A 22,065-nucleotide genomic window follows, 5' to 3' on the forward strand; every position below is an offset into this window, starting at 1 on the left:
ACTTTAAGAATTATATATAATAGAATTAATTCGCTGCCTCAGGCATAAATTGAAATTCTAAAGTTTTCCTGAAGGAGCTTAGGGTAAATAAGATTTTAAGACATTATTTTCTTCAAGTCTTTAATTGTTTCGGTAGGATTGTTTGCATTAAAAATAAAACTTCCTGCCACAAGGATGTCAGCTCCACTTAAAAGAAGTTTTTTTGCATTTTGATCAGTCACTCCGCCATCTATTTCAATAAGCGTGGAAGCATTTGCATTTAAGATCATTTCTTTTAGCTCTCGTACTTTTTTATAAGTATTTTCTATAAAAGATTGTCCTCCAAATCCAGGATTTACACTCATAATAATAACTTGATCTATATCTTTTATCACATCTTTAAGTAGATGAACCGGCGTATGAGGATTTAAAGCGACACCCGCTTTCATCCCTTCAGCTTTAATGGCTTCAAGTGTTCTGTGTAAATGTGTACATGCCTCGTAATGTACAGTTAGGTTTGTGCTTCCTAACTCTGCAAAGGCTGTAATGTAGCGATCTGGATCTACGATCATAAGATGTACATCTATAGTTTTTTTAGCGTGTTTTGTAATAGCTTTTACTACCGGAAAACCAAAAGATATATTGGGGACAAATACACCATCCATAATATCTACATGAAACCAGTCTGCCTCACTTGCATTAATCATATTGATATCACGTTCAAGATTTGCAAAATCTGCAGCGAGTAAAGAGGGTGCAAGGTAGGTAGGCTTCATAAGAAAAAATCTAGGTTGATTTGTAAAATTACATATTAGAAAGTATTTTCTCTAGTATAGAAATAGTAGAATCTATCTTAGGACTCTCTAAATGTTTTAAGTTATGAAGATGATTTTTTAAAAGTTCTAAAACAATTTTATTTTTCGGAACTAAAAAACCGGATTCATAATCGTTAAAAAGCCTATTTGGTGATTCGTCTTCTAAAATTTGAGTGACATTTTTATGACGGCCATCTTTTAGAATTTTATTAAACAGTCTTAAAACATCTTCTTTTTTGCCTTCTAATAATTGGAGGTAATTACCACCTTTATACACTAAAAAGCCTGAGATGTGGAGATTACTATTCCAATTAGCAACATTGTTCAGAATATCATTAACAATTTCATTATTAGATGGTTTTGAAGAATCGCTAACGTATACTAAGTAATAATACATAAGATAGATGGAGAATAAATAGGATATAATAAAAATCCCCGGTAATCAGCCGGGGATTCATTCATCAATCAAAAAACGAACAGTTATGATAAACTGTTGTTGTCTTAAATATTGTTTTTTGGGGTCTTTATATGATAGGCAATTTAATAAAAAAGTATCAGCAAGCCCTATATTTAACGAATTCTTGTAAAAATAACTACCCTAAATAGGTTTTCAAAATTTTACTTCTTGAGGTATGTTTTAATCGTCTGATTGCTTTTTCTTTAATCTGACGTACACGCTCGCGGGTAAGATCAAATGTTTCTCCTATCTCTTCTAGTGTCATTGGGTGTTGATTTCCTAGGCCAAAATACAACCGCACAACATCTGCTTCTCTTGGAGTAAGTGTGTCTAATGCACGTTCTACTTCGGTACAAAGCGATTCATTAAGTAATTCACGATCTGGATTAGGAGATTCTCCAAACCGAAGAACATCGTATAACGTAGAATCTTCACCAGAGATTAATGGCGCATCCATACTTACGTGGCGTCCCGCATTTTTCAATGACTCTTTTACATCATTGATGCTCATATCTAATTCTTTAGCAATTTCTTCTGGGCTAGGGGGGCGTTCATGTGCTTGCTCTAAATAAGCAAATGTTTTATTAATCTTATTAATAGAGCCTATTTTATTTAATGGCAATCTTACAATACGCGATTGTTCCGCTAGTGCTTGTAAAATAGATTGTCTAATCCACCATACCGCATAAGAGATAAATTTAAAACCACGAGTCTCATCAAAACGTTGTGCAGCTTTAATTAACCCAAGATTACCTTCATTTATCAAATCTGGTAATGTTAAACCTTGGTTTTGATATTGCTTAGCAACAGAAACAACAAACCTTAAGTTTGCTTTGGTTAGTTTCTCAAGAGCTCTCTGGTCGCCTGCTTTAATACGTTGTGCAAGTTCTACTTCTTCATCTGCAGTGATAAGGTCTACTTTACCTATTTCCTGTAAATATTTGTCTAAAGAAGCAGTCTCTCTGTTTGTAACCTGTTTTGTAATTTTAAGTTGTCTCATAGGACTATTACGTGTATTAAGTTGTTTAAACTATATCTTATACGTAAGGAGACGAGAAAAGGTTACAAAAAAAATGAAAATTCTTTAGAAAATTTTAACAGTATTATTTTTTAGTACTTGTGAATATATTATTTTTTAGATGGTCAATAGCTTTATTCTTGTTTTAGCTTGATAATTAATAAGTTAATTTCTGTAAGCGCTTTTGTGTAAATTTCTTCAAATGCTCGTAAGTGCTTTTTAGCTTCATCTGTTTTAGAAGGAATTATTATAGTACTCTCTATTTGTTGCAAATGATGTCCATGAGTAGTCATACCTAGATTCATAAAACTTGATTTCATTTTGTGAGCTAACGTGCTTGCCCTAGGGTAATATTCTCTGTCAACACAGTTTCTGAGGCTGTTTAAATCTTCTGGTGTTTCACTTCTAAAGACTTCTAGTAGGGAAACAATAAAATCATTATCGTTATCAAATATTTCTAGGAGCTGTGCGATATTAACATAATTTGTACTTCCTGTACTTTCAGTTATTTCAATTGATTCTTCAGGATTTAAGGCGGGTTTTTCATCTGAAATGAGCCAGTATAATACTTCTTTTAAGTCTTCTTCTTTTAAAGGTTTAGTGAGGTAAAAGTCTATACCCGCTTTTATTGCATTTTTTCTGGATTCTGGGAAAACATCTGCAGAGCAGGCTACGATAGGTATTTTATGCAAAGAGTCTTCATTAGATTGTCGTATTAATGAAATAGCTTCAAGCCCATTCATTACCGGCATATGCATATCCATCAATATGAGGTCATATTGAATCGGGTTATTTTTATAAATAGCAACCGCTTCTTCGCCATTTTCAGCAATATCTGCCTTAACACCCAGCCCTTGTAGAAGTTGACGTATATAAAACTGATTCATCTTATTGTCTTCGGCTACTAAGATGCGTAAATCACTAAGTTTAGCACCGCTTGTATGTTTTTGAAAATCTGTATTTTGAAGCTTTTTGAGTTTACTTTCTTTAAAATCTATAGTAAATGAAAAGGTAGATCCTTTACCCAACTCACTCTCGGCTAATAATCTTCCCTTCTGAAGTTTAATAAGTTCTCGGGTTATTGTTAGGCCTAATCCTGTGCCATTAATCTTTGCATTTTCTTTACCCTCAACCTGATAAAAACTTTCAAATATGCTTTCTAATTTATCAGAAGCAATGCCAATTCCCGTATCGATAACTTTAAATTCTATGGTATTTGAATATTCGGTTTTATTTAAAAGATTTAGTTCAACGCGTATATAGCCTTTTTTAGTAAACTTAATAGCGTTACCTATAAGATTGGTAAGTATTTGATTGAGTCTAAATTGATCTCCAACAACAATTTTAGGGATGGCATCATCTATTTCAACACTAATTTCAATACCCTTTTCTTTACCTTTAATTTCAAATCCTGAAGTAAGATTTGTAACTACTTCGCGCAAATTAAAATCTAAGGATTGCAAGGTAAGTTTACCAGCTTCGATTTTAGAAAAGTCAAGAATATCATTAACTATAGAGAGTAGATTTTTTGCCGAAAAAGAAATTCCGTCAATATTTTTTCTTAGAAGATTTTGATCTTTTAGGTCACTTTTAGAGATTATTTCAGAAAGTCCCAAAATCACATTTAAGGGTGTACGTATTTCGTGACTCATATTTGACAGAAAAGTTGATTTTGCTTCAGCCACACGCTCTGCGTTAATTTTAGCTTTAAGTGTATCTTTCCGGTTTGAGATGTTTTTTACAAGCGCAGTGAAGCTATCTTTAGGGTTAGCGAAGTTATTAGAGAACGCAATTTCATAATATGAGGTCAAGCCTGCTCTATTTGTAATATCGGTTTCTATACGATGTCCAATAATTTCAGTTGCGGTTACCGAATATAAATTGTGAAGATCATTTTTTAATTGTGAAGTTAAATCATCTGGAAAAAGCTCAAATACAGAATGTTTTACTAATTCCGTCTTGCTAAATCCAAAGATATTTGAAGCTAGTGTATTACAATCTTTAATAGTGCCTAATGTGTCAAACAACAGGTAGCCATCAAGCAGATTTTCTAATACGGAAAAGGCCTCAGAATCTGCAGATGAAGTAACAGCTTTACTGGTTATTTCTTTATTCTCTTTTATTTCGGAATTAAAATTTAGATTGATGATGGGTTTTGTGTCATCAAGAAGCGTGGTAAATGAATTAGGTATAACATCTGCAATGCACGTAACAGCAGGTAGCTGATTATAATAAATATAGAACTCGTCTTTAGTAGTAGCGAATATTGAAGTTACAATATCTGCCCCCAGGATCTCATTAAATTCTTTAGTCATTTTTAGAGCGTCGTCTTTTACTCTTCTAAATGCATTTATTTGCTTTACTAAATCATTTGAGCTTTTAGAAGTTATAGAAGATTTAATAGCTTCAATCCAGGCGGTAGTGCTTACAAATTCTGTATTTTTAATTTTTAATTTTTTAAGTATTGTGAGCAGATAAATACGAGCTATGAGTATTTCTTTGTTTTTACCTGATTCATAAAGCGGCATAAATGCTATAGCATTTGTTATAATCGGAAATTTTTCTCGAAGTTCCTGTCTTAGACTCTCTTTAGTGTTTATATAAGCGTTGTCAAATGTGATTAAGTAATTCTCAAGTTCTAAATAAAAATTAACGCAGTACAAATCTGAAGTAAAAGCATCATCTGGATACTGAAAATTTTCTATTTGTGACTTTAACTGCTGAAGTCGTGCACTAAAAGATCCTAAGTTTATTAAGTATTGAAAAAACACAATCTTAGGGTCTGTTATTTCTTCTTTGCTAAGCTTGCTTGCCCGTTGATTAAAAAGACGATCAATAAAAGAATTCATTTAGCAGTGGGGTATGATGCGATTAGATTGGAGAACAGAAAAACTAAATTAATCTTTTACAATTAACATATTCTAATTTCCTGTCATAAATACATTTATTTGATTTATATGAAACAAAAAAAGTCTGGCTACTGCCAGACTTTAAATAACTCTAAAACGAGTTCTTTTAGTATATATAATTATTATATACGAATATGACCATCACCATAAACGTAATACTTATTAGTTACTAATTGCTTAAGTCCTAAAGGACCTCTGTGATGTAATTTATCTGTGCTTATAGCAAGTTCTGCACCTACACCCATTTGACCGCCATCTGTGAAGCGCGTCGAAGCGTTATGATAGACGGCAGCAGTATCTATATTTTCCATAAAACGTGTTGCTGCTTCCACATCCTGAGTCATAATTGTACTGGAGTGACCACCACTATACGTATTTATTTTTGTCATAGCTTCATCTATACCGTTAACTGCGCCCAATACAATTTTCATTGCTAGAAATTCTTCATACCACGTATCCTCTGTGGGTAAAACTTCATTGTCTTTAAGCACATCTTTAGAAATGGTATCAGCTAATACTTCAACACCCTTAGCGTTTAAAATTTCATTTAACTCACGCAAGCGTGACTCATATTCTGGCAGATTAGTATCTACTAGTACTTTATCTAATGCATTGCAACCTGAAATCTTATCGGTTTTAGCATTTATAATTACATCAATAGTTTTTTTCCAGTCTGCTTCGGGATGCACGTATAAAAAGTTGTTTCCTCTACCGCTTATTAAAACGGCACATTTTGCATGCTGTTTTACAAAATCGATAAGACGCTCACCACCACGAGGTACTATTAAATCTAATGGTTGGTCAGGGTTTCTTAAGAATTCCTGAGTTTCGTCGCGGTTCATCTGTAACATAGTTATCCAGGACTCATCAAGACTATTTTCGCGCAAGGCTTGTTTCCAACAGTCAACTAAAACAACGTTACTATTATAGGCCTCTTTACCACCTTTTAAAAGGATTTTATTGTTGGCTTTAAATGCTAAAACAGCCGCCTCGATAGTAACATCAGGTCGGGATTCATAGATGATCATAATGGTACCAAACGGAGCAGTCTTGTTGACAATATTTAAACCGCTGTCTAAGGTGATATTTGATATCTCCTGACTTACAGGGTCGTCTTGCTCTTTTACTTCTTTAATAGCCTGAATCATTCCTTTTATTTTAGAATCATTCACAACTAAACGGTCGTAAAGAGCTTGATCATCACGATTAAAAGCCTCTAAATCTTTTTTGTTTGCTTCGAGTATTTCAGATTCTCTTAATTGTATGATGTGCATCATAGAATCAAGAACTTTATTTTTTATCTCTGTTGAGAGTAATTTCATATTTCTAATTTTCGGTTAATATTTTACCCAAATAGGATATTTAAAAAACCTGTACTTCTAACAGGCGATGATTTTAGATTAAAAACCATCTTTTTTTATTTTCTTAAGAAGAAAATTTAGTACCTATATTTTTGCCATCAAGCAAATCAAGTATCACATTATGTTTTTTACCATTTGCGATATAACAGGTTATATTTTTTCTGGCAGCATCTTTAGCGATTTTAAGTTTTGACCTCATACCACCTCGCCCTTCACCTTCAGCCTTGTTACTTTCCTGAACATATTGCTCTACGTTCTCTTCAGGATGTACTTCGGTTAATTTGTGAGAGTCATCATCATCAGGGTGACCTGTATAGAGACCATCTGTATCTGTTAGTAGAATTAATGCATCAGCATTGATTAATTCTGCTACCAGACTTGCCAACTCATCATTATCTGTAAACATCGACATCGTAAGCGATACAGCATCATCTTCATTAGCTATTGGGACAATACCTTCAGATAACAAACCTTCATAGCAATTTATCATGTTTTCACGGTGTTTTCCCGGAGCAAAATCACGTTTTGTGGCTAATAGCTGTGCGCAATGCATGCCAAAACTATTAAACATTGTATAATAGTGACGCATCATACGCGGCTGTCCTACCGAAGAGAAAATTTGTCTTCTGGTAGAAGGATCTGTATAACTACAATCGCCTAAAACTTCTTTACCTGCAATTGCAGATCCTGAAGAGACGAGAACAGGTTGGTATCCTTTTTCATATAATTCTGCTATTTGTCGTACTAATTCTTGTAAAACAGGACCAACAATTCTGTTGTTTTTGTTGGTCATAACATTTGTTCCTACTTTTATAACTACACGTTTTGTGCTCATAAAATTATTTTTCTTTACCAAGTTCTGTAGCTCGGTTAAATGCAGCATAAGCCGCATCTTTAATTAATTCTTTTACATTATTATCTTCCATCGAGTCAAGTGCAGCACGCGTTGTACCACCTTTTGAAGCAACTCTATCCATCCAGGTTTCTGGTGATAAATCTGAGTCATTAAACAATGTTACAGCTCCCTCAAATGTTTTCGAAACTAAAACTTTAGAATCGTTTGCAGAGAATCCCATTTTAAGTGCTGCTTCAAGCATAGATTGCATAAAATAGAATATGTATGCGGGGCCACTACCTGATATACCTGTAGAGGCATCAATAAAATTCTCATTTTCTACGTGAATAGAAGCGCCGGTTGTGTCTAATAAGTTACGTACGGTTAGAAGTTCTATTCTACTCACGGTTTTTGATTCGGTAAATGAGGTAACACCTTTACCTACTTTAGCGGGCAAGTTTGGCATTGTACGTATTACTTTACTAACACCTAAACCATCTTGAATTGTCTTAATTGTTACACCCGCCATTAATGAAACAAAAATTTGCTGGTCATTTATGTAAGGTTGCATAGATTTAAATAGTGACTGACTATGAAAGGGTTTTACTGCTATAAAAATCACATCTGCCTTGGGTACACATTCTTCAATACTATCGTAAGCGTCAAACTGAGCCATGGTTGATAGGGCTTCAGTTTTTTCTGGTGATACATCAAATATCATTAGCTTGCGATTGTTCAAAAATGGTGACTGCGCCATACCTTCTGCGTAGGTCAATCCCATATTCCCTGCACCTAATACTAATACTTTCATTAAGTTTTCTTTATTGGTTCGCCTTAATAGCTGCAAGTATCGTACGACAAATAGAAAAATCAACAGTATTCAGATATTAAGAAACTTTGTAGCTTCTTAAGGCAATTATACTAACGTCTAAGAAGCTTTTTAAAAATAAATGTTAAAATTGAAATAGTTTTGACTACTCAAGGGAGTTGCGTTTTTTGGCAGAAAAACTGTCAAACCCTGTACTAATGGCAGGTTTAGCCGCTTTTTGAATACAATTAATAATCGTATAAATTATTTTTAAAAATATCTTTAATTGTCACTTTTATATAAGATGGTGCATAAAAAAAGGAGCCATAAGGCTCCTTTTAAAATATTAAAAATAGTGAAAGAATTTAATCTCTTTTACGATCTCTAGAATCACGACTGCGGTTATCTCTACCACGATTATCGCGATCTCTGCTGCCGCCACGATCATTATTTTCACGTGGTGCGCGCTCTTTGTAACCTTCTGGTTTTTCAAGCAATGCTTTACGAGAAACTTTTTCTTTACGTGTACGAGAATCTAGGCCAAAGTATTTAACCTCAAATTCATCACCCATATTAACAACATCACTTACATTTTCAGTACGTTCCCAAGCTAATTCAGATACGTGAAGTAATACTTCATTTCCTGGAGCGTCAAGATATTCTACAACAGCACCAAAATCTAACATCTTAATTACCTTAACCTTATAGCTGTCACCAACTACTGGTTTAAATGTAATAGAATCAATTTTCGCAAGAACCGCATTAATACCTTCCTGACCTGTACCTAGGATTTCTACAACTCCTTCTTCTGTAACAGGATCTTCATTTATAACGATCGTGGTTCCAGTTGTTTTCTGAAGTTCTTGTATAACTTTTCCGCCAGGTCCTATAAGAGCACCTATAAATGCATTTGCGATACGTACAGATACCATTTTAGGAGCGTATTCTTTAACGTCTTCACGAGGAGCGCTAATAGTTTCGGTAAGCTTATCTAATATATGTAAACGACCATCACGTGCTTGTTTCAAAGCATTAACAAGTATTTCATAAGAAAGACCTTTAACTTTAATATCCATCTGGCAAGCAGTAATACCATCTGCTGTACCCGTAACTTTAAAGTCCATATCACCTAAATGATCTTCGTCACCTAAGATATCTGAAAGAACAGCATATTTACCAGAATCACCATCTGAGATTAATCCCATAGCAATACCAGAAACCGGTTTTTTTAATTGAACACCAGCATCCATAAGCGCCATTGTACCGGCACAAACAGTTGCCATAGAAGAAGAACCATTAGATTCTAGTACTTCTGAAACTACACGTACAGTATACGGGCAATTTGCAGGTATCATACCTTTTAAGGCACGTTGTGCTAAATTACCGTGACCTACCTCACGACGAGAAGTACCGCGTATTGGGCGCGCCTCACCAGTAGAGAAAGGAGGGAAGTTGTAATGTAAATAGAATGTTTCTTCACCTTCATAAGATGGCATGTCTATTTGATTAGCTTCTCTAGAAGTACCTAAAGTTACTGTGGCTAACGCTTGAGTTTCTCCACGAGTAAAGATAGAAGAACCATGTACAGAAGGTAGATAATCTGTTTCACACCAGATAGGACGTATTTCTGTTGTTTTACGACCATCTAAGCGTAAACCTTCATTCAAGGTTAAATCACGTACAGCAGCTTTTTCTGCTTTATAGTAGTATTTATTAACCATACCACCGTAATCTGCTAATTCTTCTTCAGAAAAAGTAGCTTTAATTTCTTCTTTTATAGCATCAAATGCAGCACTACGTTCATGCTTTGCAGAACCTGCTTGAGCTATTGTGTAGACTTTATCATAAGCCATGTCGTGTATTTTCTTTGCAAGATCTGCGTCTTCACGCTCTGGCTCATACTCACGCACTTCTTTCTTACCAAAGGCTTCAGCTAAACGAATCTGAGCAGCACACTGTACTTTAATAGCTTCGTGAGCAGCTTTGATAGCTTCAGTCATTTCTTCTTCAGAAATTTCGTCCATTTCACCTTCAACCATCATTACAGAATCTGCAGATGCACCAATTACCATGTCGATATCAGATTCTGCTAATTGAGTTCTTGAAGGGTTGATGATAAATTCACCATTTATACGACCTACGCGTACTTCTGAAATAGCACATTCAAACGGAAAGTCTGAAAGTTGAATTGCTGCAGAAGCGGCAAGACCTGCCATAGCATCAGGCATTACATCATCATCATGAGACATTAACTGAATCATAACCTGAGTTTCTGCGTGATAATCTTTTGGGAATAAAGGACGAAGTACACGGTCTACAAGACGCATGGTTAAAACTTCACCATCACTTGGGCGTGCTTCTCTTTTAAAGAAACCACCAGGATAACGGCCTGCCGCCGCAAATTTTTCACGATAATCTACCGTTAGCGGAAGAAAATCAACATCACTTTGTTTGTAGTTAGAGACTACAGTACAAAGCATCATACATTTACCGGATTGAACAACTACAGAACCGTGGGCCTGTTTTGCAAGTTTACCGGTTTCGATAGAGATTTCTCTACCATCACCAAGGTCTATAACCTCTTTGAAAGTTTTTGGAATCATAAAAATGTTTTTCAGTAGCACGACGTCGCGTGCAATTAATCAAATGCCTTAACTAGTTAGGGAAAGGCAAGGTCTGTTGTTGTGTTGTGTGTAGTGTTTGACCTGTGAAAAACCTTTAGGTAGCTTTCTTTGCCCTTGCGGGACTTTTAATTAATAAATAAAATAAAAGGGGCAAACTGCCCCTTTTAAAATAAGAATTATTTTCTTAAACCTAATTCTTTAACTATAGCACGATATCTTGTAATATCTTTCTTAATTAAATAGTCAAGTAACGATCTACGTTTACCTACTAGCATAACTAATGAACGCTCTGTGTTAAAATCCTTACGGTTTGTTTTTAAATGTTCAGTAAGGTGGCTTATGCGGTATGTGAATAACGCAATTTGTCCCTCTGCAGATCCGGTATCGTTCTTGCCTTTACCGTATTTGCTAAAAATTTCATCTTTCTTTTCTTGAGTAAGATACATGCCAATATTATTTAAATAGTTTTTATGTATTTAATGAGTCTATCTCATTAAGCCGGCAAAGATACAATTAATTCTTTAAGAAAGAGGATATTTTTAATTGCGTATAGCTTGATTAAGAATTAAATCTATATATAGGTTTATATTTTTCTTAAGTACTTTACGGTGTGATATAAAATCTAGAAAACCGTGTTCTTTTAAGAATTCTGCAGTCTGAAAATCTGCAGGTAACTCCTGACCGGTTGTATCACGTACTACTCGAGGACCTGCAAAACCTATTAATGCACCGGGTTCAGAAATATTTATATCTCCTAACATTGCAAAAGAGGCAGTTGTGCCACCAGTTGTAGGATCTGTACATAAAGAGATGTAAGGAATTTTAGCCTCAGCAAGTTGCGCGAGTTTTGCAGATGTTTTTGCTAATTGCATTAACGATAATGCAGCTTCCATCATACGAGCACCACCAGACTTAGATATTATAACTAATGGCACATTGTTTTTAAGTGAGTAATCTGCTGCACGTGCAATTTTTTCACCTACGACAGAACCCATTGAACCACCTATAAATTTAAAATCCATAGCAGCGACAACAAGATCTTTACCAAAACTTTTACCTACGGCTGTACGTACTGCGTCTTTAAGACCGGTTTTAGCTTCGGCATCTTTAAGACGATCTACGTATTTTTTAGTGTCTTCAAAACCTAAGGGGTCTTTAGAAGTAAGGTTCTTATCTAATTCTTTATATTTTCCTTCATCAAAAAGAATTGAAAAGTATTCTTCGCTTCCTATTCTTACGTGGTAATCATCTTCAGGGCTTACATAAAAGTTTTTAGCAAGCTCATCTGCATCAATAATTTTACCGGTAGGTGATTTGTACCAGAGACCTTTAGGTACATCCTTTTTATTTTCGGTAGCGGTTTGTATACCTTTTTCTTTTCGTTTGAACCAAGCCATAAATTTGTGCTTTTTAGTTTTCGACTCATTAATTATGCTTTATTCTCTAGTATTTAGATATAAAAACTTAATCGTTGTTGGTTTATTTCAGCAGTAAAGTTGATGTTAACCTTTTATAAGAGTCAGTATTTTTTAAAAGATAACTATTAAGGGTGAAAAACCCCGGGGTTAAATTCCCGAGGTTTCAATTTATTTAATTTTTAGGACAAGCAAAAAATACTAAAGTGTATTTACGTTGTTAAGGTCTTCAAACGCCTTTTCTAAACGTGTATTAAAAGCTTCTTCTCCCTTACGGAACCAAACTCTTGGATCGTAATATTTTTTGTTAGGGCTGTCGTCACCACCAGGGTTACCTATTTGTCCTTGAAGATAATCTGCATTTGCATCAAAATATTTTCTCACACCTTCAGTAAATGCCCACTGTAAGTCTGTATCAATATTCATTTTGATTACACCGTAGCTTATTCCTTCGCGTATTTCCTCTACTGTAGAACCGCTACCTCCGTGAAATACAAAATCAATAGAGTTAGGTCCTAGATTATATTTTTCAGAAACAAACTCCTGAGAATTTTTAAGAATTTTTGGAGTAAGTTTTACGTTACCCGGCTTATATACACCGTGCACGTTACCAAAGGCTGCAGCAATTGTAAATTGATCACTTACTTTACTTAATTCTTCGTAAGCGTAAGCAACTTCTTCTGGTTGAGTATATAATTTTGAATCGTCAACATCTGTGTTGTCAACACCATCTTCTTCACCACCTGTTATACCTAATTCAATTTCTAGAGTCATATCCATCTTGCTCATACGCTCAAGATATTGTTTACAAATCTCAATATTTTCTTCTAGAGACTCTTCACTAAGATCTATCATATGAGAGCTAAAAAGCGAGTGCCCGTGCTCTTTGTAATATTCTTCAGAAGCATCAAGAAGTCCGTCAATCCAAGGTAATAATTTTTTTGCACAGTGGTCTGTATGTAAAATTACAGTTGCACCATAACGCTTAGCCATCTCATGCACATGCTTAGCTCCGGCGATTGCACCACCTATTGCAGCTTGTTGATTTTCGTTAGAATATCCTTTTCCTGCATTAAATTGAGCTCCACCATTTGAAAATTGTAAGATAACGGGTGCATTTAATTTAGCAGCAGTTTCTAAAACACCATTAATAGTGCTAGAACCTATAACATTAACAGCAGGTAATGCGTAACCGTTCTCTTTAGCATGTTTAAATATTGCTTGAACTTCTCTTCCGGTTGCAACTCCCGGTTTGATACTATGACTCATAAGTTTTTGTTTACTTTGTTAGAAACGTAAAATTAATAAATATTTGGGGTTTACCCTTTATAAATACTAGAAAGGATAGTTAATACCCACGTTATAAACTGCATTAGTTAGATTGGTATTTTTAAACCAGCGCTCTCCTACAGGCAATGCCGGGTCATAGGTTTTTAAACCAATGTCAAATCGCAACACAAAGAAGCTAAAATCGTATCGAAATCCAAATCCAGTTCCTACTGCAATATCTTCTAGGCTTTTTAAGCCTGTAAAGGTTGATTGAGGATCTGTAACATTATCTAAAGCATTCCATATATTCCCCACATCTGTAAAAATAGCACCTTTTAAATCTCCTAAAAGGGTAAAGCGCTGCTCTAAATTGAATGACAGCTTCATGTTAGCTTCATTAAAATCATTAGGACTGTCTGTGCTACCGGGTCCTAATCTATAAGCCTGCCAGGCTCTGTTATCATTAGATCCCCCTCCAAAAAAGCTACGTATAAATGGGATGCTTTTAGAGTTTCCGTAGGGAATTGCAATACCTCCAAAAGCTCTGAATGCAAGAATATTATCATTTCCAAAATCCCAGTGCTTTATAAAGTCTATTTCGGTTTTTACATATTGCGAAAAACGTACACCCAAAACTCGATATGCATTGTCGTCATTTTTTTCTAAGCCTACAATATTTCCTAAAGCACTTAATGTATTACCTGCAACCTCAAGTTTTGTTCTAAAACTTGTAAACTCATCGTCAAATAAGTTCTCTCTGGTGTTTTTATAATAGGTGAAACTGGTGGCTAATATAAGGTTGTCTTCAGTAAGACGCTGGCGGCGCTCTTCAATATTAAATATATCTGAAAATTCAGGGTCTGTTACTGCGATATTGTTAGATTGTACAGCGTTTATAAAGCCTAGCGCACCGTCTGGTATTGTTAGATTATTTGTATTCTGGTCGAGTAGAGGACTATTAGCATCAAGATATACCTGTGCAATATCATTTAGCTGAGTATAAGAATTTTCATAAACCTTAAAATAATTGGCTACGTTTAAATTACGCACATATTGAATATCAAAAAGATCAAAACGGTAATTTAGATTGTTAGATGGTGACCATTTAAAATTTACACCACCAGTTATATTTTGCTTATCAAGACCTATATTCTGTTGAACACCTATCCCTGTAGTAAAACTGGTAGAGGGCGACATTTCTGGAGTGATAAATCCCTGTGTTTTTAAAGGAAAAAATATGCGTGGTATCGTGAGACTTACATCTGTTCCTATTTCGGTAATGTCAAAAAAGCCGGTGCTATTTTCTGTTGGGGCTTTTGAAGCACCTATACTTCCGCGACCCGAAATCTGTAAGGTTTCCATACCTCCCAAAACATTACGTATTTGAAGCGAACCACCTCCGGCAATACCAAATTTCTGAATGTTTGAAGTAGATACATCAAAATCTACCCTAAGGTTAAATTTAGGAAGCGGTATTAAATAAAAATTAGCAATTAAATCTGTGCCTTTAGGATCATCAGGATCTTCAGTAAACCTTAAATCGGGATATCTAAATGTGCTAAGCTGGCTTAAACGGATTAATGATTTATTACGAGAATCATCGCTATAAGTATCACCTGGTTTTATAAAAAGAGCATCTGTAAGGTACTTTGGCTTATAACGTATTTTATCATATGCGTACAGGTGATAATCATTCAGTGACGCACTATCTTTTAATGTATTGTTGCGAATAGAATACCCGTAATCTGTAGTTACATTAACCTTGCTAATTTTATGAACGTTAAGGGGCACTTCGTAAACAGAATCGCGAGCACGTATTTCTCTGTTTTTAATGTAGAGTTCAAGATTTACTTTATTGCCTGTTTTTACAGAATCTCCTATAAAACTGATGTAATCTCTGTCAAAATAAAATAGGCCGTTATTACGCATTAGTTCAGTAAGGCGCGCGGTTTCAGAATTTACATCGAGTAGCTCATATTGTGCTCCTTCTTTAATGAAAGTGTCGTTTATATATTTTTTATAAATAGAGTCTGCAGCAGCAGATTTTATAAATGTCGTTACAGAATCTATGATGTAGGGCTTGCCCGTAGCTACGGTGTATTCAACTTTTCCGCGTTTATCAAGACTGTCTTTTACTATTTTATAATCTGTAATTGCATTAAACCACCCTTTACTATTGTAATATTCTTTAAGACGCGCAGCAGAACGTTTTGAGAGATTTTCAGAAATTATGGTGGGAGCTTCGCCGGTATTTTTAAGTGTTTGATTAAAATTACTTCTAAATTCTATGTATTTGTCAAGTTGCTTACGAGATAATACGCCGGTCCAGAATTTACGAGCGCTCTCATCTTCAATAAAACGCGCTTGCATAATTGAGTCTATATTAGGTCGTGCCCAGTTGTAGATATGGAGACGTAAAGGAGATTTAAGCAATGGCAACCTTGCGTTAGGCTGTTGATAGGGTATATTATTAATATTATAAGCGTCATTTACCTCTCCGTTTACACGTATCGTATTTTGCGTAAGAAGTAATTGCCCGTCTGCCACTCGTTTTACCGCATTGCAAGAAGCAAGGGTAAGCAAGAGTATTATAATAAATCCTATTTTTGCCGGTAGTTGTTGCAAGTGAGCTGTTCTCAAAATAACTTCAAAAATACATAATAAGCGTGGTTAGCAAAAGCCAAATAAAATTAATAACGAGCCTTAATCAAAAAAAGTACCGCCAGCAGCACGGGTTATTTGTTGTAGAAGGTATTAAAGGTGTTGAAGAGTTTCTAAACTCTCATTTTAAACTGCATAGTCTTTTTACCATGGAAGGCTTTTTTGATGAGCAAGAAAACAAAGAGCACGTTTCAGAAAATGAACTTAAAAAAATAAGTTTCCTCAAAACACCTCAAAAAGCGCTTGCGATTTTTGAAATTCCGAAGGTATCCAAAACCGAAAAAAAAGGGTTGCAACTTGTTGTTGATGACTTACGCGATCCCGGTAATTTAGGAACACTCATTAGGTTGTGTGACTGGTTTAATATTGAAAATTTAGTGTGTTCTAAACAAACTGTAGATTGTTATAATCCTAAAGTAATACAGGCTACTATGGGTTCAATTACTCGTGTAAATGTTATTTATACAGATTTATACGAATATTTAAAAGCAGAAGATCTACCTGTATATGGAGCTTTTATGAATGGTGTTTCTGTTTATGATGCGGTTTTACCCAAGGAAGCTATTCTAATTTTAGGAAATGAAGCTAACGGAATATCATCAGAAATAGAAAACGCTGTAACTCATAAAATAAGCATACCACAGTTTGGCACATCAACTACCGAAAGCTTAAATGTTGCAATTGCAGGAGCTATTTTAGTAAGTGAATTTAAACGCCGCTAAGTTTATTTTATAGCGCAAATGCGCAAGCGCTTATAGTCTGCATAAAAATGACCATCTCTGTAGAGTCTATCGCGTACTCTATCCTGTACCGTATTACGTATTTGAGCTACTTCATTTTCAGGAATATCTGTAAAATACTTACCGGCAAACATCGTAAGCCAGTCAATAATTCCGGTTTCAGGATCATTTAATTGAGTGGGGCGGTCATATAAATGAGCAAAAGTTACTTTAAAACCATTTTTCTCTAAAAAATATGAGTAGGTGCCCAGTTTTGGGAAATACCAGTTGACGGTTTTAGATTGTTTTACATATCCGTTTTCTTCTAAAACATCTTGAAGTGTATCTATGATTATAGCCACGTTTCCTTTACCGCCCATTTCTAGCAGTAATCTTCCGCCGGGTTTTAGATTGCTATACATAGCAGATATTGCAGCTTCGGGATTTAAAATCCAGTGTAAAGTTGCGTTGCTAAAAATAGCATCATATTGTACGGTGTCTATAAAACTTTCGCCTCTGGCTTGAATAAATTTTATAGCTTCAAATTGTTCTTGAGCAGCTTCAATCATTGCTGCAGAAGCATCTATACCCACGAGTTCTGCGCCACTCTGAGCAATTTCTGCTGTAAGTTCACCAGTGCCACAACCAAAATCTAATATGCGTTCTCCTGCTTTAGGATTAAGCATACTTATTAAATCTTTGCCATAGTCAAATACAAAGCCGTGCTTCTTTCTGTATAAATTAGCCTCCCACATTATTGAAAAGTAAAGTTTAAAAATAGTCCTCTAGACTGCATCACTTCAATATTTGAAGTGTATAAACTATTAGGATTTTCATCTCTAACAAGTTCATCACTTAATGCAAATACACCACGTATACTAGGTGAAAATTTAAAGTACGGCAAATATAAATCGATACCAAAGCCTACTTCGTAATAAAACGTATTGTTTTTCATTCTAAACTGGCCTGCACTATTATCATCAGGATTAGTCTCATTACTTGATAAATTATAAGAGTAGGATAAACCACCCACTACAAAAGGCTTAAAGTTATTAAGTCTTTTTGTAGAAAATTTCACTAATAAAGGAATATATATATATGTTGAGTTAAGCTCGCGTAAACGATCATTTTCTTCGCCTGGAATATCAAGGTATAATAAATTCCGTGCATTATAAGCAAGTCCCGGTTCTAAGCGTAAATCTATATACTCATTTATACGCTTATTTGCCAGTAATCCTACATTAAAGCCATAGCTCTGTTCTACAAAAATATCTGGACGATCTTCTTTATAGTCAAAGTTAAAATCATATCTGTTTATACCAAAATAATACCCGAAGCTCCACGGTTTTTTGTCAAAATTCTCATCATTAAGAATACGCTCACGTGTTAAAAACTGAGCTTGAAGATTTGGAGTAAGCCAAATTAAAAGTAAAAGAGAAAATACTACTTTGCGCATAGTGCTACTTTGATGCTGTATAAATGGTTGAAACCCCAAATGTTTGTGGTAGGTCGTTAACATTATTAAACCCAATTTTGCGTAAAATATTGTTGAGGCGTTCTCCATAAGGGAAAACCGATGCGCTTTCACTCAAATATGCGTACGCATCTTTATCTTTTGAGAATAATCGGCCTATAAGCGGTAATATCTGGTTTGAATAAAAAGTATACCCTTGCTTAAAAGGAGTTTTTGTGGGAACTGAAGTTTCTAAAATAACAAAAAGCCCTCCCGGTTTTAAAACTCTAAATATTTCGGCTAAGCCTTTGTCAAGCGTTTCAAAATTACGAATACCAAAGGCAACAGTTATAGCATCAAAATGATTATCTTCAAAAGGCAAATTTTCAGAATCTGCCTGAACCATTTCTATGGTTTGATCAAGATTATTTGCTGTGATTTTTTTCTTACCTACAGCAAGCATACCTGCAGAGATATCTAGCCCTATGATTTTTTTAGCTCCGGTTTCTGCAAGATTAATTGCCAGATCTCCTGTTCCTGTAGCTACGTCAAGTATGTTTTGAGGGTTAGTGGCAGCAATCATAGCGACCACTTTTTTGCGCCATTTAATATCTATACCAAAAGAGATCACGCGGTTGAGACCATCGTATTCATTAGAGATCGTGTCAAACATTTTCTCTACCTGTACCCGTTTTGACTGGTCAGAATTTTTGTAAGGATTTATGTTACCGCTCATAACTGTTTTTTATTGGCAAATATAGTATTTGTTATTTGATGCAGGAGTTCTCTTTTAGATGGCAGTTATTTTAAATATATCTCTATTAAAACACGTACCTTTGCAAGGTTTTACCTTAAAATAAAATATGAAGATTGTTATTGCTGGTGCCGGGGAGGTTGGTTTTCATTTAGCTAAACTTCTCTCTTTTGAATCACAGGACATCACACTTATAGATATAGATAAAGATAGTATCGCCTATGCAGATACACATCTCGACATACGTACCATTCGCGGTGATACAACTTCTATTGCCACTTTAAAAGAGGCACGCATAGAAAATACAGATCTAATAATAGCGGTAACCGCTAGTGAAACTACAAATATTACCGTTTGCGTTTTAGCAAAGCAAATGGGAGCAAAACGCACAATCGCTCGTATTTCTAATACAGAGTTTATAGAAAATCAAGAAGTAGCAGGTTTTAAAAAGTTTGGGATTGATGAGCTTATTTCTCCTGAGAGCCTTGCTGCTTCAGAAATTGAATTACTTCTCAATCAATCTGCATTTAACGACAGCTATGAGTTTGAGAACGGTGCACTTACCATGGTGGGTACATCATTAAGTCGCACCGCTTCATTTGTAGGTAAAAGTGTAAAAGAAGCAGCGCTTATTTTTCCAGAATTGCATTTTATGCCTATTGCAATTCAGCGAGAGGGTACCCAATACACACTAATTCCCAGAGGCGATACTATTTTTAAAGAAGGGGATCAGGTTTATTTTATGACGGTAAAAGGTGGGGTTGATGAATTATATAAGCTTACCGGTAAAGTTAAACAGCGGATTAAAAATGTAATGATTTTAGGCGGAAGTAAAATAGGCTATAAGACTGCTCGTGATTTATGCACTCACAATTTTCATGTAAAGTTAGTGGAGAAAGATAATGACAAAGCCTTTGATCTTGCTGAAAAACTTCCTAAAACCCTTGTGATTCACGGTGACGGAAGAAATGTAGAATTGCTGGAAGAAGAGAATATTTATGATATGGACGCTTTTATTGCCGTTACCGGAAATAGCGAGACCAATATCATGTCGTGTTTGGTGGCAAAATCTAAAAGTGTAAAGAAAACAATCGCTCTCGTTGAGAATATGGATTATTTTCAGCTTTCTCACAGTATTGGGATTGATACACTAATTAATAAGAAGCTTTTAGCGGCTAATAATATATTTAGATATATACGTAAAGGAGATGTTGTTGCTATGACTAAACTCAATAATATGAATGCCGAGCTACTTGAGTTTATTGCAAAGCCTAATTCTCAGGTTATAGGTAAGCGTATTAGAGATCTTGATTTCCCAAGGTCTGCAACTATAGGAGGTATTGTACGTGAAGGTCGTGGTATTATAGCCTTAGGAGATCACACAATTAAAGTAGGAGATCGTATAGTTGTATGTTGCTTATTACGCTCTATTAATAAAGTAGAACGTATGTTTATATAAGATGCCAAACAGACCCAGACTTAATTATAAGATTATATTCCATTTAATGGGGGTATTGCTGCTGTTTAATGGTGGCTTTATGTTGATCTCTGCGATAATAGGATATTTTTATGATGATATTTCTATCGCTTTAGGAATCATTTCTGCAGGACTACTTACATTACTTACTGGTCTTGCTCTTATGTTTTTTACAAAAGATCACGAGAAAGTAATTCAAAAGCGTGAAGGGTATATTGTAGTTACATTTGGGTGGATTTTTATGTCTTTGAGTGGATGTTTACCCTATTTATTTACAGGTTCTATCCCATCATTTACAAATGCCTTTTTTGAGACGATGAGCGGGTACACTACCACAGGTGCATCTATTCTAAATGATATCGAGGCTATACCTAACGGAGTTCTGTTCTGGCGTAGTACCACGCACTGGATAGGAGGTATGGGGATTATTGTTCTGGCAATTGCAATTTTACCTTTATTAGGAATAGGTGGAATGCAGCTTTTTGCAGCAGAAGCTCCCGGTCCTAATGCAGATAAATTACACCCAAGAATTACCGATACAGCAAAACGACTTTGGTTAATTTATTTTGGATATACAGTAGCAGAGACTATTCTACTACAGATTGCCGGAATGTCTTTTTTAGATGCGATCAACCACGCTATGAGTACGTTGTCTACAGGAGGCTTCAGTACAAAGAATGCGAGTGTCGCATACTGGAATGATAACCCTGCAGTACAATACATTATAATACTCTTTATGTTTTTAGCAGGTACAAACTTTGTACTAAGCTACTTTGCATTTAAAGGTAAGTTGCGCAATGTCTGGAAAGATGAGGAGTTTAAATTGTATACTGCTTTTACAGTAGGTTTCACGATACTGGTGGTATTAATTATTATCATACGTGCAGATGTTTCAATTTCCTCAATAGATCATCCTATGGTCTGGGGTAGGTATGAGAGTGCAATACGTCATGGCCTGTTTCAGGTAATTTCTGTAATTACAACAACCGGTTTTGTATCGGCAGATTTCACCATATGGGCACCATTTGCAACGATTATTTTCTTTGGGTTAATGTTTTTAGGAGGTTCGGCAGGTTCGACTTCAGGAGGTATTAAAGTGGTTCGGCATTTAATGATTATACGCAATGGGATTCTTGAATTTAAGCGTACGCTACATCCTAATGCAATTTTACCGGTAAGACACAATGGGAAATCGGTTTCTAAAGAAATAGTTTTTAATATTTTGGGCTTTTTTATTCTTTACCTTCTCGCGTGGATTATAGGGGCTTGTGGTCTTGCATCTATGGGGCTTGATTTTGCGACTTCTCTTGGCGGTTCTGCATCATCGCTAGGAAATGTGGGGCCTGCCTTTGGTCTTTTAAGTCCGGTAAATAACTTTGACGCGCTTCCGGCAGTAGGGAAGTGGTGGTGTGCTTTCTTAATGATGATAGGAAGGCTAGAACTCTTTACAGTGCTCATTCTCTTTACGCCGTTCTTTTGGCGTAACCGCTAGTATCGGTTAACTTTGCGGT

18 protein-coding genes are annotated in these 22,065 nt (G+C 35.3%); 3 read left to right on the forward strand and 15 right to left on the reverse strand.

The features are described 5' to 3' along the window. Nucleotides 1–95 precede the first annotated feature (95 nt). The 12 genes from rpe to ACIGAM_RS08770 form a co-directional block, all read right to left on the reverse strand. Nucleotides 96–755, reverse strand: a complete 660-nt coding sequence (gene rpe / locus ACIGAM_RS08715; RefSeq protein ID WP_396511076.1) for a ribulose-phosphate 3-epimerase — start codon at nt 753–755, stop codon at nt 96–98. Between the two features lie 28 nt (nt 756–783). Then, nucleotides 784–1,191 (reverse strand): BLUF domain-containing protein, encoded by a 408-nt coding sequence (locus tag ACIGAM_RS08720; protein ID WP_396511077.1) that lies wholly within the window; start codon nt 1,189–1,191, stop codon nt 784–786. Between the two features lie 196 nt (nt 1,192–1,387). Next, nucleotides 1,388–2,251: an RNA polymerase sigma factor RpoD/SigA gene (locus tag ACIGAM_RS08725; RefSeq protein WP_028374563.1), complete on the reverse strand. Its 864-nt coding sequence runs from the start codon at nt 2,249–2,251 to the stop codon at nt 1,388–1,390. A gap of 152 nt (nt 2,252–2,403) precedes the next feature. Then, nucleotides 2,404–5,118 (reverse strand): ATP-binding protein, encoded by a 2,715-nt coding sequence (locus ACIGAM_RS08730; protein WP_396511078.1) that lies wholly within the window; start codon nt 5,116–5,118, stop codon nt 2,404–2,406. A 182-nt stretch (nt 5,119–5,300) separates the two neighbouring features. Then, a complete protein-coding gene (locus ACIGAM_RS08735; protein ID WP_396511079.1) occupies nt 5,301–6,500 on the reverse strand; it encodes a glutamate-5-semialdehyde dehydrogenase in 1,200 nt (399 codons plus the stop codon). Between the two features lie 103 nt (nt 6,501–6,603). Continuing rightward, on the reverse strand, nt 6,604–7,374 hold the full coding sequence (gene proB / locus ACIGAM_RS08740; RefSeq protein WP_396511080.1) for a glutamate 5-kinase: 771 nt from the start codon (nt 7,372–7,374) through the stop codon (nt 6,604–6,606). Between the two features lie 4 nt (nt 7,375–7,378). After that, on the reverse strand, nt 7,379–8,185 hold the full coding sequence (proC, locus tag ACIGAM_RS08745) for a pyrroline-5-carboxylate reductase (protein WP_396511081.1): 807 nt from the start codon (nt 8,183–8,185) through the stop codon (nt 7,379–7,381). A gap of 362 nt (nt 8,186–8,547) precedes the next feature. Beyond that, on the reverse strand, nt 8,548–10,785 hold the full coding sequence (locus ACIGAM_RS08750; RefSeq protein WP_396511082.1) for a polyribonucleotide nucleotidyltransferase: 2,238 nt from the start codon (nt 10,783–10,785) through the stop codon (nt 8,548–8,550). Between the two features lie 197 nt (nt 10,786–10,982). Further along, the gene (gene rpsO, locus ACIGAM_RS08755; protein WP_396511083.1) at nt 10,983–11,252 is read right to left on the reverse strand and encodes a 30S ribosomal protein S15; all 270 of its coding nucleotides are present in this window, start codon (nt 11,250–11,252) and stop codon (nt 10,983–10,985) included. A gap of 93 nt (nt 11,253–11,345) precedes the next feature. Then, nucleotides 11,346–12,203 (reverse strand): acetyl-CoA carboxylase, carboxyltransferase subunit beta, encoded by an 858-nt coding sequence (gene accD, locus ACIGAM_RS08760; protein WP_396511084.1) that lies wholly within the window; start codon nt 12,201–12,203, stop codon nt 11,346–11,348. A gap of 219 nt (nt 12,204–12,422) precedes the next feature. Then, entirely contained in the window at nt 12,423–13,490 is a 1,068-nt protein-coding gene (gene fbaA, locus ACIGAM_RS08765; protein WP_396511085.1) for a class II fructose-bisphosphate aldolase, read from the reverse strand. Nucleotides 13,491–13,556: 66 nt separating this feature from the next. Then, nucleotides 13,557–16,115 carry a BamA/TamA family outer membrane protein gene (locus tag ACIGAM_RS08770; protein WP_396511086.1) on the reverse strand — a complete coding sequence of 853 codons (2,559 nt, stop codon included), beginning with the start codon at nt 16,113–16,115 and terminating at the stop codon, nt 13,557–13,559. A gap of 41 nt (nt 16,116–16,156) precedes the next feature. Here ACIGAM_RS08770 and ACIGAM_RS08775 point away from each other — a divergent pair, with 41 nt between their 5' ends. Beyond that, nucleotides 16,157–16,873 carry a TrmH family RNA methyltransferase gene (locus ACIGAM_RS08775; protein WP_396511087.1) on the forward strand — a complete coding sequence of 239 codons (717 nt, stop codon included), beginning with the start codon at nt 16,157–16,159 and terminating at the stop codon, nt 16,871–16,873. 2 nt (nt 16,874–16,875) lie between these two features. On the opposite strand, the gene ACIGAM_RS08780 is transcribed toward ACIGAM_RS08775, so the two are convergent. The 3 genes from ACIGAM_RS08780 to ubiE are packed head-to-tail and all read right to left on the reverse strand — an operon-like array spanning nt 16,876 to nt 19,059. Continuing rightward, a complete protein-coding gene (locus tag ACIGAM_RS08780) occupies nt 16,876–17,625 on the reverse strand; it encodes a class I SAM-dependent methyltransferase (protein ID WP_396511088.1) in 750 nt (249 codons plus the stop codon). Next, nucleotides 17,625–18,326, reverse strand: a complete 702-nt coding sequence (locus tag ACIGAM_RS08785) for a porin family protein (RefSeq protein WP_396511089.1) — start codon at nt 18,324–18,326, stop codon at nt 17,625–17,627. The genes ACIGAM_RS08780 and ACIGAM_RS08785 overlap by 1 nt, the downstream gene beginning before the upstream one ends. A gap of 4 nt (nt 18,327–18,330) precedes the next feature. Beyond that, nucleotides 18,331–19,059: a bifunctional demethylmenaquinone methyltransferase/2-methoxy-6-polyprenyl-1,4-benzoquinol methylase UbiE gene (gene ubiE, locus ACIGAM_RS08790; RefSeq protein ID WP_396511090.1), complete on the reverse strand. Its 729-nt coding sequence runs from the start codon at nt 19,057–19,059 to the stop codon at nt 18,331–18,333. A 127-nt stretch (nt 19,060–19,186) separates the two neighbouring features. Here ubiE and trkA point away from each other — a divergent pair, with 127 nt between their 5' ends. Both trkA and ACIGAM_RS08800 read left to right on the forward strand, forming a co-directional pair. Then, the gene (trkA, locus tag ACIGAM_RS08795) at nt 19,187–20,536 is read left to right on the forward strand and encodes a Trk system potassium transporter TrkA (RefSeq protein ID WP_396511091.1); all 1,350 of its coding nucleotides are present in this window, start codon (nt 19,187–19,189) and stop codon (nt 20,534–20,536) included. Between the two features lie 46 nt (nt 20,537–20,582). After that, the gene (locus tag ACIGAM_RS08800; protein WP_396511092.1) at nt 20,583–22,046 is read left to right on the forward strand and encodes a TrkH family potassium uptake protein; all 1,464 of its coding nucleotides are present in this window, start codon (nt 20,583–20,585) and stop codon (nt 22,044–22,046) included. Nucleotides 22,047–22,065 lie beyond the last annotated feature (19 nt).

It is taken from the genome of Leeuwenhoekiella sp. NPDC079379 (assembly GCF_044542075.1).
Taxonomy (GTDB): Bacteria; Bacteroidota; Bacteroidia; order Flavobacteriales; family Flavobacteriaceae; genus Leeuwenhoekiella.

Excerpts from the sequence above, each read along its gene's own strand:
- rpe (WP_396511076.1), bottom strand. The coding sequence starts at position 755 with ATGAAGCCTACCTACCTTGCACCCTCTTTACTCGCTGCAGATTTTGCA.
- ACIGAM_RS08720 (WP_396511077.1), bottom strand. The coding sequence starts at position 1,191 with ATGTATTATTACTTAGTATACGTTAGCGATTCTTCAAAACCATCTAAT.
- ACIGAM_RS08725 (WP_028374563.1), bottom strand. The coding sequence starts at position 2,251 with ATGAGACAACTTAAAATTACAAAACAGGTTACAAACAGAGAGACTGCT.
- ACIGAM_RS08730 (WP_396511078.1), bottom strand. The coding sequence starts at position 5,118 with ATGAATTCTTTTATTGATCGTCTTTTTAATCAACGGGCAAGCAAGCTT.
- ACIGAM_RS08735 (WP_396511079.1), bottom strand. The coding sequence starts at position 6,500 with ATGAAATTACTCTCAACAGAGATAAAAAATAAAGTTCTTGATTCTATG.
- proB (WP_396511080.1), bottom strand. The coding sequence starts at position 7,374 with ATGAGCACAAAACGTGTAGTTATAAAAGTAGGAACAAATGTTATGACC.
- proC (WP_396511081.1), bottom strand. The coding sequence starts at position 8,185 with ATGAAAGTATTAGTATTAGGTGCAGGGAATATGGGATTGACCTACGCA.
- ACIGAM_RS08750 (WP_396511082.1), bottom strand. The coding sequence starts at position 10,785 with ATGATTCCAAAAACTTTCAAAGAGGTTATAGACCTTGGTGATGGTAGA.
- rpsO (WP_396511083.1), bottom strand. The coding sequence starts at position 11,252 with ATGTATCTTACTCAAGAAAAGAAAGATGAAATTTTTAGCAAATACGGT.
- accD (WP_396511084.1), bottom strand. The coding sequence starts at position 12,203 with ATGGCTTGGTTCAAACGAAAAGAAAAAGGTATACAAACCGCTACCGAA.
- fbaA (WP_396511085.1), bottom strand. The coding sequence starts at position 13,490 with ATGAGTCATAGTATCAAACCGGGAGTTGCAACCGGAAGAGAAGTTCAA.
- ACIGAM_RS08780 (WP_396511088.1), bottom strand. The coding sequence starts at position 17,625 with ATGTGGGAGGCTAATTTATACAGAAAGAAGCACGGCTTTGTATTTGAC.
- ACIGAM_RS08785 (WP_396511089.1), bottom strand. The coding sequence starts at position 18,326 with ATGCGCAAAGTAGTATTTTCTCTTTTACTTTTAATTTGGCTTACTCCA.
- ubiE (WP_396511090.1), bottom strand. The coding sequence starts at position 19,059 with ATGAGCGGTAACATAAATCCTTACAAAAATTCTGACCAGTCAAAACGG.
- trkA (WP_396511091.1), top strand. The coding sequence starts at position 19,187 with ATGAAGATTGTTATTGCTGGTGCCGGGGAGGTTGGTTTTCATTTAGCT.
- ACIGAM_RS08800 (WP_396511092.1), top strand. The coding sequence starts at position 20,583 with ATGGGGGTATTGCTGCTGTTTAATGGTGGCTTTATGTTGATCTCTGCG.